At 69.0% G+C, this 10,727-nt stretch carries 12 protein-coding genes; 8 read left to right on the top strand and 4 right to left on the bottom strand.

Going from position 1 to position 10,727, the window contains the following annotated elements; all coding sequences use genetic code 11:
- A partial coding sequence (locus BN4348_RS10115; RefSeq protein ID WP_142308626.1) for an FUSC family protein occupies positions 1–1,123 on the top strand: 1,123 nt, incomplete at its 5' end.
- 3 nt (positions 1,124–1,126) lie between these two features.
- On the opposite strand, the gene BN4348_RS10110 is transcribed toward BN4348_RS10115, so the two are convergent.
- Entirely contained in the window at positions 1,127–1,471 is a 345-nt protein-coding gene (locus BN4348_RS10110) for a hypothetical protein (protein WP_066907107.1), read from the bottom strand.
- Between the two features lie 63 nt (positions 1,472–1,534).
- A complete protein-coding gene (locus tag BN4348_RS10060; protein ID WP_142308604.1) occupies positions 1,535–1,906 on the bottom strand; it encodes a hypothetical protein in 372 nt (123 codons plus the stop codon).
- 95 nt (positions 1,907–2,001) lie between these two features.
- On the opposite strand from BN4348_RS10060, the gene BN4348_RS09995 reads away from it, so the two are divergent.
- Positions 2,002–3,261 carry a cytochrome P450 gene (locus tag BN4348_RS09995; RefSeq protein WP_066907102.1) on the top strand — a complete coding sequence of 420 codons (1,260 nt, stop codon included), beginning with the start codon at positions 2,002–2,004 and terminating at the stop codon, positions 3,259–3,261.
- Positions 3,262–3,301: 40 nt separating this feature from the next.
- On the opposite strand, the gene BN4348_RS09810 is transcribed toward BN4348_RS09995, so the two are convergent.
- Positions 3,302–3,709, bottom strand: a complete 408-nt coding sequence (locus BN4348_RS09810; protein WP_066907099.1) for a MerR family transcriptional regulator — start codon at positions 3,707–3,709, stop codon at positions 3,302–3,304.
- 61 nt (positions 3,710–3,770) lie between these two features.
- Between BN4348_RS09810 and BN4348_RS09785 the strand changes: the two genes are divergently transcribed.
- Genes BN4348_RS09785 through BN4348_RS08470 form a run of 5 tightly spaced genes read left to right on the top strand, consistent with a single transcriptional unit; the run spans position 3,771 to position 7,808 of the window.
- Positions 3,771–4,097 (top strand): hypothetical protein, encoded by a 327-nt coding sequence (locus BN4348_RS09785; protein ID WP_066907096.1) that lies wholly within the window; start codon positions 3,771–3,773, stop codon positions 4,095–4,097.
- Complete coding sequence (locus BN4348_RS09720; RefSeq protein WP_066907093.1) at positions 4,094–4,459, top strand: SpoIIAA family protein; 366 nt, start codon at positions 4,094–4,096, stop codon at positions 4,457–4,459. Before BN4348_RS09785 ends, BN4348_RS09720 begins: the two co-directional genes overlap by 4 nt.
- A 7-nt stretch (positions 4,460–4,466) precedes the next feature.
- Entirely contained in the window at positions 4,467–5,633 is a 1,167-nt protein-coding gene (locus BN4348_RS09665) for an FAD-binding domain (RefSeq protein ID WP_066907090.1), read from the top strand.
- 46 nt (positions 5,634–5,679) lie between these two features.
- Positions 5,680–6,582, top strand: a complete 903-nt coding sequence (locus BN4348_RS09160) for an NYN domain-containing protein (RefSeq protein ID WP_066907087.1) — start codon at positions 5,680–5,682, stop codon at positions 6,580–6,582.
- A gap of 23 nt (positions 6,583–6,605) precedes the next feature.
- Complete coding sequence (locus tag BN4348_RS08470) at positions 6,606–7,808, top strand: MFS transporter (RefSeq protein WP_066907084.1); 1,203 nt, start codon at positions 6,606–6,608, stop codon at positions 7,806–7,808.
- Here BN4348_RS08470 and BN4348_RS08460 read toward each other — a convergent pair.
- Entirely contained in the window at positions 7,805–9,166 is a 1,362-nt protein-coding gene (locus tag BN4348_RS08460) for a cytochrome P450 (RefSeq protein WP_066907081.1), read from the bottom strand. The genes BN4348_RS08470 and BN4348_RS08460 overlap by 4 nt on opposite strands.
- A gap of 221 nt (positions 9,167–9,387) precedes the next feature.
- Here BN4348_RS08460 and BN4348_RS08345 point away from each other — a divergent pair, with 221 nt between their 5' ends.
- Positions 9,388–10,617, top strand: coding sequence for a cytochrome P450 (locus BN4348_RS08345; RefSeq protein WP_066907110.1), 1,230 nt, complete (start codon positions 9,388–9,390; stop codon positions 10,615–10,617).
- Positions 10,618–10,727 lie beyond the last annotated feature (110 nt).

The raw sequence follows: 10,727 nt of genomic DNA, 5'->3' as shown, positions 1-10,727 counted from the left end.
GGACGACGAGAGCGTGCCGCCCCCCGCGCCGGAAGCTGCGGCCCCGGACGACGCCGCCGAGGAGGGGCTGCGGCCGACCACCCGCCAAGCCATCCAGGTGACCGTCGCCGCGTCGCTGGCCATCGTCACCGGTGAGCTGGTGTCGCCGGCGCGCTGGTATTGGGCGGTGATTGCGGCGTTCGTGATCTTCGCGGGCACGAACTCCTGGGGTGAAACCCTGACCAAGGGTTGGCAGCGGCTGCTGGGCACCATCCTGGGCGTGCCCTGCGGGGTGCTGGTGGCCACGCTGTTCGCCGGGGACACGAGCGCCGCGCTGATCGCGATCTTCGTGTGCCTGTTCTGCGCCTTCTATTTCATGAGCGTCACCTACAGCCTGATGACGTTCTGGATCACCACGATGCTGGCGCTGCTGTACGGGCTGCTGGGCCAATTCTCGTTCGGCGTGCTGATGCTGCGCATCGAGGAAACCGCGATCGGTGCCGTCATCGGTGTGACCGTGGCAATCCTGGTGCTGCCGACCAACACTCGGACCACCATCCGGAACGACACCCGCACCTTCCTGACGGCACTGTCGGCGCTGATCGAGGTCTCCACGGCCACCATGTTCGGTGAGGAGGAGACCGCGAGCCCGACCGAGCAGGCCCGCCAGCTCGACCGGACGCTGCAGCAGTTCCGGATCAGCGCCAAGCCGCTGTTGGCCGGGGTCGCCGGGCTCGCCGGGCGGCGCAGCATCCGGCGCGGCCTGCGGATCTTCGCCGCGTGCGATCGGTACGGGAGAAGCTTGGCGCGCAGCGCCGAGCAGTACCAGGACGCGGCCGGCTCCTCGCCCGAGCTGGCCGACGCGTTCATGTCGGCCGCCGCGCAGACGCAGCGGAACATCGATGCGCTGGTTGCGGCCATCGGCGGTGCACACGCGCCGACGATCGTGCCGGTGACCGACGACCTCGACACCGCCGAGACCCTGGCCCGGCAGCAGGACGGCGGGGGCGCACCGCGGCCCGATACCCGGCGGTTTCTCACCGCGGTGCACGCGCTTCGCCAGATCGAGCGCGCGATCACCACTGCGGCCACCAACCTGGGCGCCCGCGACAACCCGAACGTGCCGAGCCCGGTCGCGAGTTGAACCTCACGACGCGGCCCGCATTTTCCCGAGGACGTCGGCCAGCCGGACGACCGCCAGCGTCAGCATCCCCTGCACCTCAGGCTTTTGGTCGGGGGGAAGGTTGTTGACGTCATTTTGAACGGTGGTGGCCTGCTGCTGCAGCGCCGTTAGCCGCTGGTTTCGCTGCGCGGGGTCGAGACCGTTCCATTGGTCGTCCAGTTCGGAGGTCTGCCGCAGCAACTCTTGCACCTCCGACCTGGCGTCGGTGGGCGCGCCGGGCGGTGGCTGCAGGGGATGGAAGTGGCTCAACGCGGGCTGCGCGGTCACCTCGGCGTGGCCGGGAGTCCCGGTCAGGATCGCGGCACCCAACAGGCCTGCCGCGATGATTGCCGTGATTCTCGTTCGAACGCATCGCATTTGGTGTTCTCCGTGCTAGGGCGCGAACGCGCAGACGAATCCGAGCACTCGTTCGCATTCCTCCCGCGTACGGAAGGCGGGCGGTGGTGGCGGCGGCGGGGGTCCCTCGACGATGTTGTCGGGGCAACCGCCGTAATAGCCGGGCGGACACTGCTCGTGGTAGACGTCGCACACGTTCAAGTCCCACCCCGTGGCCCTCAGCCCCGGCCACACGTAATCGCCCGGACACCAGCGCATCCCGGGGCCGTGGTAGCACCCCGTTCGTGACGAGCAGTGGTCATCGTCCGCGCGGGCGGTCGCGGTGACCGGCCCCGCACCCACCGCCGCAACCCCGCCCGCAAGAACGGCGCCCGCGACGACCCACTTCGGGGCATCGGTCGTGTACATGCGCTCACGTTGCCGCACGCCGCTTGCCGGATGTTCGCCGATTTCTTGCGAAATTCTTGCGTTCTCCCAGGTGCCGGCGCGGCTAACATCTGCCCATGGGCACTCCGAAGCTCCCGCCGGGATTCGATTTCACCGACCCCGACATCTACGCCGACCGGCTTCCGGTGCGGGAGCTGGCCGAGCTGCGCGCGACGGCACCGATCTGGTGGAACGACCAGCCGCCCGGTCAGGGCGGATTCGGCGACGGCGGCTACTGGGTGGTGACCAAGCACCGCGACATCCGCGAGGTCTCGCTGCGCAGCGACGTCTTCTCGTCGGCCGAGAAGTCGATCGTGCCGCGCTATCGGGAAGAGGTGGCGGCCGGGCAGATCGAGGCGGGCCGCGCGTCGATGATCATGATGGACGATCCCGAACACAGCCGGCTGCGCAAGATCGTCTCGCGCGCCTTCGCACCGCGCGCGATCGAGCGGCTGCGCGCCGACCTCGGCGAGCGCGCGGGGCGCATCGCCGCCGAGGCCGCGGCGGCCGGATCGGGCGACTTCGTCCGCCAGGTGGCCTGCGAGCTGCCCCTGCATGCCATCGCACGCCTGCTCGGGGTGCCCGAAGAGGACCACGAGAAGCTGTTCGACTGGTCCAACAAGATGATCGGCGGCGACGACCCGGAGTTCGCCGAATCCGACTCCCTGACGGCCGCCGGCGAGTTGATGTGGTACGCAACGCAATTGGCGGCCCGCAAGGCCGAGGACCCTGGCGATGACATCGTCACGACGCTCGTCCAGGCCGACGCCGACGGCCAGCGCCTGTCCGACGCCGAGTTCGGCATGTTCGTGGTCACGCTGGGCATCGCCGGCAACGAGACGACGCGCAACTCCATCACGCAGGGCATGATGGCCTTCGCCGACCACCCCGATCAGTGGGAGCTGTACAAGGCACAACGGCCCAAGACCGCGGCCGACGAGATCATCCGCTGGGCCACCCCGATCACGGCGTTTCAGCGCACAGCGCTGGCGGACACCGAGCTCGGCGGCGTGCCGATCGGCAAGGGCCAGCGGGTGGTGCTGTTCTACCGCTCGGCCAACTTCGACGAAGAAGTCTTCGACGACCCGTACACGTTCAACGTCTTGCGCAGCCCCAACCCGCACCTCGGGTTCGGTGGCACCGGCGCCCACTACTGCATCGGCGCCAACCTGGCGCGCCTGACGATCGACGTGATGTTCAACGCGATCGCCGACCACCTGCCCGATTTGGCCCCGACCGGGAAACCCGAGCGGCTGCGATCGTCGTTCATCAACGGCATCAAGCACTGGCAGGTCGACTACCAGGGCGGCTGCCCCGCACCGAGCTGCGTCACCTGAAGGATGTCATCGAAAATCCGCGGCAGCACCCCGAAACCCCCTATCCGGGGCAGCAAAGCCGTTCCAGCACTTCGCATTCCGAGCCAGGACCGCCGGCGCAGTCGTCCTTCGCGGTCTCGATCAGCCCTGCGATGCCGCGTTCGAGTGCGTGCATCTCCTCGAGCTTCGCCCGTAGCGCCGCCAGGTGGGTCTCGGCCAAGCAGCGGGCCTCGAGGCAGGAGCGGTCGTCGTCCTGAGTCAACTCGACGAGGCTTCGGACCTGCTCGACCGGGAAACCGAAGTCACGACAGCGCCGAATGAACGTCAGCCGTCGCACGTCGTCGCCGTCGTACCGACGCTGACCGCCCACCCGCCTCGGGCTGGGCAGCAGACCGATCTCCTCGTAGTACCGGATCGTCGGCGCGGTGGTTCGGGTCATCTCGGCGAGATCGCCGATCTTGAGAGCCATAACCCCATGGTCCCGCTCTCGCCCTTGACCCTCAACCCACTTGAAGGACGACGCTGGAGGCATGACCGCAGCTGACGAACCGGTGGAGCTCGCCTGCACGCTCACGGCGGACGAACACGCCGCCCGGATCGCGTGGATTCAAGAACTCAATGCGACCGCGCTGATCGGCTACCACCGCGACGGCCACCGAATACGACTGGAGTACCGCCCGGAGGCGGCCGCCCAGGCGCGCGAATTCGTTCGCGGTGAACGGCGATGCTGCCCCTTCCTGCGTTTCGCCAGCGAGGAGCACCCGGACGCGTTCGTCGTAACCATCGACGCCCCGCCCGAATTGGACACCGTTGCCGACGAGCTGTTCGCAGGCTACGTGCGAGGGGAGAAGCGATGATCGAAGTCATGCCCTGCAGCGCCGGGGACGTGCTGGGCCTGCGCGCGACGGGCAAACTCACCGTGGGCGACTACCGCGAGGCGCTGGCGCCCGCGGTGCAAACCCTGCTTGGCCGTTTCGACACGCTGAAGGTGCTGTTCCTGCTGGACGAGCCCTTCCGTGGCTGGGGCCCGCGCGCCGCCTGGGCCAATACGGTCTTTGACGTCAAGCACCGCAACCACTTCGACAAGGTCGCCGTGGTCGGCGCGCCACGGTGGGAGCAATGGTGCGTCAACGTCGCCGCGTCGCTGCTGATGAGCGGTGAGTTGCGAACCTATGACCGCGAACGGCTGGACGCCGCCTGGCAGTGGGTGCGAACGTAGAGCCACCATGAGGATTGCCATCAGCGGTGCCGGCGTGGCGGGGGCGGCGCTTGCCCACTGGCTGCATCGCACGGGCCACACTCCGACGGTGATCGAGCAGGCACCCAGATTCCGCACCGGCGGCTACATGATCGACTTCTGGGGCGTCGGCTACCAGGTGGCCAAACGCATGGGCATCGAAGACCAGGTCCGCGCCGCCGGATACGAGATCCAGCGGCTGCACTCCGTCGGCTCCCGCGGCGAGGTCAAGGCGGACGTGGACGTCAAGGTCTTTCGCCGCATGCTCGGCCACGACTTCACCAGCCTGCCCCGCGGCGACCTGGCCGCCGCGATCTACGCCACCATCGAGGACAAGGTCGAAACGATCTTCGGTGACAGCATCGCCGCCCTCGACGAGCACGACGACGGTGTCCGGCTCGCCTTCGAGAGGGGCGCGCCGCGCGATTTCGACTTGGTCATCGGCGCCGACGGGCTGCACTCGAACGTGCGGCGGCTCGCCTTCGGGCCGGAGCGGGATTACGAGCACTACCTCGGCTGCAAGGTCGCGGCGTGCGTGGTCGACGGCTACCGGCCCCGCGACGAGTTGGTCTACGTCATGTACGCCACCCCCGGGCACCAACTGTCACGTTGCGCCCTGCGCGACGACCGCACCATGTTCCTGTTCATCTTTCGCGCGCCGAGCGACGGCACCGCCGCGGCGCCAAAAGACCAGCTGCGCAACGAGTTCCGTGACGTCGGCTGGGAAAGCCGGGAGATCCTGGCCACACTCGACGGTGTCCAAGACCTGTACTTCGACGTTGTCAGCCAGATCCGCATGGAGCGCTGGTCACGTGGCCGGACGCTGCTGATCGGCGATGCGGCCGCGTGCATTTCGCTGCTGGGCGGCGAGGGCACCGGTCTGGCGATCACTGAGGCCTACGTGCTGGCCGGCGAACTGGCGCGGGCCGGCGCCGACCACCGCCGGGCCTTCGATGCCTACGAGGCGCGCCTGCGTCCCTTCATCAAGGCCAAGCAATCCGGTGCGGAGAAAAACATTCCGTTCTTCGCGACGAGGACCCGCTTGGGCCTGTGGTTCCGCATCGTCGCGATGCGCACCATGAACTTCGCTCCCCTGGCAAGGCTTTTCGCCAGCACCGTAATCGACGACTTCGGCCTCCCCGACTACGGTATATAACCGGGGTGCTGTTCTTTGCATCCCGGCGTCGGACAAGACTGAGGGCATGACCGAACCAGGCGCTGCCCGTGTGGCGGTCTACCTCGACTTCGACAACATCGTGATCTCGCGGTACGACCAGGTGAACGGGCGTAACTCGTTCCAGCGGGACAAGGCCGGCGGACTCGAGAAGTTCCCCGAGCGGCGGGCGCGGGCCACCGTCGACGTCGGCGCGATCATCGACTTCGCGTCGTCGTTCGGGACGCTGGTGCTCACCCGCGCCTACGCCGACTGGTCGGCGGACGTCAACGCCGGGTATCGCGGACAGCTGGTGGCCCGCGCGGTCGACCTGGTGCAGCTGTTCCCGGCGGCGGCCTACGGCAAGAATGGCGCCGACATCCGGCTGGCCGTCGACGCGGTCGAGGACATGTTTCGGCTGCCCGATCTGACCCACGTGGTGATCGTGGCGGGCGACTCGGACTACATCCCGCTGGCGCAGCGCTGCAAGAGGCTCGGACGGTACGTCGTCGGCATCGGGGTGGCCGGCTCGTCGAGCCGGGCGCTGGCGGCCGCCTGCGACGAGTTCGTCATCTACGACGCGCTGCCGGGGGTCCCGGTGCTCGAGCCCGAACCCGGGGCCGCCGACGCCGACGCCGAGGCAGGCAAGCCGAAGAGACGCACCGCACGATCCAGGCCGGAAGCGCGCGAGGAGCCGGAGGAGCCGCCCGACCCGCAGGTCACCGCGACCGCGCTGCTGACGCGCGCGCTGCAGATCGGTCTCGAGAAGGACGACGTCGAGTGGCTGCACAACTCGGCGGTGAAGGCGCAAATGAAGCGGATGGACCCGTCGTTCAGCGAGAAGTCTTTGGGTTTCAAGTCATTCAGCGATTTCCTGCGGTCGCGGTCGGACGTCGTCGAATTGGACGAGAGCTCGACGACCCGGATGGTGCGGCTGCGCGGAGCGGACTGAGCGCCTCCCCTACGCTGGCGACCGTGACACAGGAAGTCCTCCGGCCGGGGCGCTCGCGGCCCGCCTGGCTCACCCGTAACGTTCGGGTGCTGTCCGGGGTCTCGTTCCTGCAGGACACCGCCAGTGAGCTGTTGTATCCGCTGTTGCCGATCTACCTCACGGCCGTGCTGGGTGCGCCCGCGTCAGTGGTGGGAGCGGTCGAGGGCGTGGCCGAGGGCGCGGCCTCGCTGGCGAAGCTCGCCTCGGGCCCGCTGGGTGACCGATTCCAGCGGCGCCCGTTGATCGCCGCCGGTTACGGCATGGCGGCGCTCGGCAAGGTGATCATCGCGGTGGCCGCGGCGTGGCCGGGCGTGCTTGCGGGCCGCGTTGTGGACCGGCTCGGCAAGGGCATCCGGGACGCGCCGCGCGACGCGCTGCTGGTCGACGATGTGGACGAGGCTGTGCGCGGCCGGGCTTTCGGCTTCCACCGCGCGATGGACACCTTGGGCGCCGTCGTCGGTCCGCTGCTGGGGCTGGCGGGCTACGAGCTGCTCGACCACCGAATCCCGCCGCTGCTGTATGTCGCGATCGTGCCGGCAGTGCTGAGCGTGGCACTGGTCTTTCTGGTGCGCGAGCGCGGCCGTCACGGCCCGCGGCCGCAGCGGCAGTCCCTGTGGGCCGGCGTGCGCGCGTTGCCGCGGCCGTACTGGCGGGTGACCGCACTGCTCGTGGCCTTCAGCGTGGTGAATTTTCCGGACGCGCTGTTGCTGTTGCGGCTCAACGAGATTGGCTTCTCGGTCGCTCAGGTGATTCTCGCGTACGTCGGATACAACGCGGTGTACGCCCTGGCCAGCTACCCGGCCGGGTCGCTCGCCGACCGCGTCGGCCGACCGGCCTTGTTCGGGCTCGGTCTGGCGTTCTTCGCGATCGGCTACACCGGGCTGGGGCTGACCACCGACCTCGTGACGGCATGGCTGCTGATTGGGGCGTACGGTTTGTTCACCGGGTGCACCGACGGCGTCGGGAAGGCCTGGATTTCCGGGCTGGTCGGCCAGGAGCGTCAGGCCAGCGCGCAGGGCGTTTTCCAGGCCGGCACCGGGATGGCCGTCCTGGTGGCGGGGTTGTGGGCGGGCTTGTCGTGGGGTCCGAACGGCCAACTGCCGCTGCTCGTTTCGGGAATCACCGGCGGCGTGTTCGCGGTCGTGCTGATCGGCTCACTGCTGGTCCGCGGTGTTCGACGCGGCTAACCGCCCGCGGCCCCCCGGTGGCCCGTTGTCGCAGTTGCGACGTCCCTCATCGCCGCCACGGTGATGCGCGCGCCGCGGCGCGGCACCAGGATGACGTGCTTGAGCTGCTGCCGTTCGCCGGTCGCGGTGGTGGTGCTCAGCTCGACCCGGCGCAGGATCTCGCGCAACACCACGCGCATCTCGACCATGGCGAACCCGGCCCCGAGGCAGCGTCGGTTGCCGCCGCCGAACGGAAACCACGTCGCCGGGCCCAGCGTGGCGCCCACCATCCGATCCGGGTCGAATCGGCCGGCATCCGGGTACACGGCGTCGCTACCGTGCACGAGCACCATCCCGGGCGCCACCAAGACCCCGGCCGGCAGGCGGTAGCCGGCCAGCTCGATGGGCTCGGTGAGCACGCGGCCCACGTCGAACACCGGCGGCCGGACCCGCAACGTCTCCTTCGCCACCGCGTCGAGATATTCGTCGCCGGCCGGGTCGCCCGCCGCACTGGTTTCGGCCGCCCGCACCGCCTTGGCCAGCGCGTCCGGGTGGCGGGTCAGCCGTTCAAGCGCCCAGGACAGTCCGGTGGCGGTGGTGTCGTGCCCGGCCACCAACAGCGTGATGAGCTGATCGCGCAGTTCGCGGTCGGTCATTTGGCCGTCGCGCACCAGCATCGCCAGCACGGCGGTGCTGGTGGCCAGATTTGGGTCGGCACGACGGTCGGCGATTTCGGCGTAGAGCAGGCGGTCCGCCGCCGCGATTCGACGGCGCAGTCCCCGCCACGGCCAGTGGCGCAGCAGCTTCGGGTTCACCAGCGCGGCCGTCGCCCACGGACCGACCTTGAGCAGTCGCGGCATGACCTCACGCAGCGCGGCGAGCCGGGCCGGGTCCGTGGCGCCGATGACCGTCCGCAGAATCACCTCGAGCGTGATTTCGGACATCTTGGGCAGCGCCGCGAAGCCTCTGCCCACCGGCCACCCGGCGATGTTCTCCGCGGCGATCTCGGCCATCAGCGCGGCTTGGCGCGCGACCGCCTCGCGATGGAAGGGCGCCGACATCAGGCGACGCCGTTCGGCATGCGCGCCGTCGTCGATCACCAATATCGAGGTGTCGCCGAGCAACCCGCTCAATAGCGAATTTGCTTCGCCGGCATGGAAAATTCGCGGGTCACCGGCGAATACCTTCTTGATGTCGGTGGGATCGGCCAAATACACCAGGGTGCCGATCGACGCGATCCGGAGCGTGAAAATGCGGCCATATCGGCGTGCACAGGCGGCCACGAAGCGCGGCCCCCCTCGCAGGCTCAACGCCGCCTGCATCCACCCGGGAAGCCGGGGCCCGGGCGGAAGCGCGGTGGGCGTGGCTGTGGCCTGCAAACGTTCGATGCCCCAATTCTACGGCCGGACGCGCTCGGGCCGAGTCCTGCGCGCGTTGGTCGATGCGATGGCCGCAGCAACGAGCCACCCGCAAGACCGTCCACTGAGCGGCTACACATTTTCTCGTACGTGTATGGCGACAACGCGCGGCGGCCCCGACATCGTTGACAGTCACCGAGCCTGGCCATACGGTGTGTGAAAATTGCCGCGAGGAGACCGTCATGACCGTCGGTGCCGCTCCCACAAGCGTTTTCGATGCCGATCTGCCGACGCTGGAGTACGCCGCCGAGGAAACCCCCGCCGAGGTCTATCCCCGGTTGCAAGCGGCGCAACGGCAGGCTCCCGTCGCGATGGGGCCGTTCGGCCCCGAGGTGCTCTCTTACCGCCTGGTGCGTTCCGTGCTGCGCGACCCCCGGTTCCAGATCCCGCCCGGACTGAACATGCTCAGCCAGGGCATCAGTTCGGGCCCGCTGTGGGACAAGGTGGTCAACAGCCTGTTGTGCATGGAGGGCGACACCCACCAGCGGGTGCGCGGCCTGGCCTCGAAGGCGTTCACGCCGCGGGCGACCCTGCGCCTGCACGACACCATGGTCGCCGTGATGAACGAACTGGTCGATCAGGTCGCGGCCGCGGGCCGCTGCGACGTCGTGACCGACCTGGCCCGCCCCTACCCGGTCCCGATCATCTGCGCGTTGCTGGGCGCGCCACGCGAGGATTGGCAACGGTTTTCCGCGTGGGCGGACGACGTCTTCAAGGCCTTCAGCTTCACCGTCGACCTCCGCGATGTCGAGCCGGTCGTGATGCACGCCTGGGGCGAGCTCGACGACTACGTCGACGACATGATCGCCCGGCGCCGGCACAGCCTCACCGATGACCTGCTGTCCGACCTGATTCGCGCCGAGGATGACGGCGATCGGCTCAGCGCCGCCGAATTGCGCATGATGGCGGGCGGCCTGCTGCTGGCCGGCACGGACACCACCCGCAATCAGGTGGCCGCGTCGGTGCATGTCCTCTGCGAGCACCCGGAGCAATGGGGGTTGCTCAAGGAGCAGCCGGCGCTGGCGATGCGCGCGGTCGAGGAGACCATGCGCCACTCGCCGATCGCGTGCGGGACCCTTCGCCTGCTGGCTGAGGACGCCGAACTTGACGGCTACCTTTTCCCCGCCGGCACGACGGTCCTGGTGAATACCGCTGCGGCCAACCGTGATCCGTCGGTCTACGACGACCCGGACCGCGTCGACATCACGCGCGACGGGGCGCCGCCGATCCTGACCTTCGGTGGCGGCGTGCACTACTGCCTGGGCGCCAACCTGGCCCGGCGCGAGATCGCCGAAGCGCTGAACGTCATCGCGAGCCGGCTGTTGAACCCGCGCACCGCCGGACCGGTTCCGTGGAAGCCGATGGTGAGCCTGAGCGGCCCGACGAGCCTGCCCATCGAGTTCGACACGTAGCCGCTCGCGCGGCGGGTGATGAAGGATGGTGGGGTGATCCTCGCCGTCGACCTCGGCAAGACGTCCTGCCGCGCCGCGGCGGGCGGCCGGCGGGCCGAGGGGGCGGGCGC

The sequence above is a fragment of the Mycobacterium interjectum genome (assembly GCF_900078675.2).
In the GTDB taxonomy this organism is placed as follows: Bacteria; Actinomycetota; Actinomycetes; order Mycobacteriales; family Mycobacteriaceae; genus Mycobacterium; species Mycobacterium interjectum.
The sequence above is the reverse complement of the archived record's forward strand: the minus strand, read 5'-3'. Positions and strand labels throughout refer to the sequence as shown.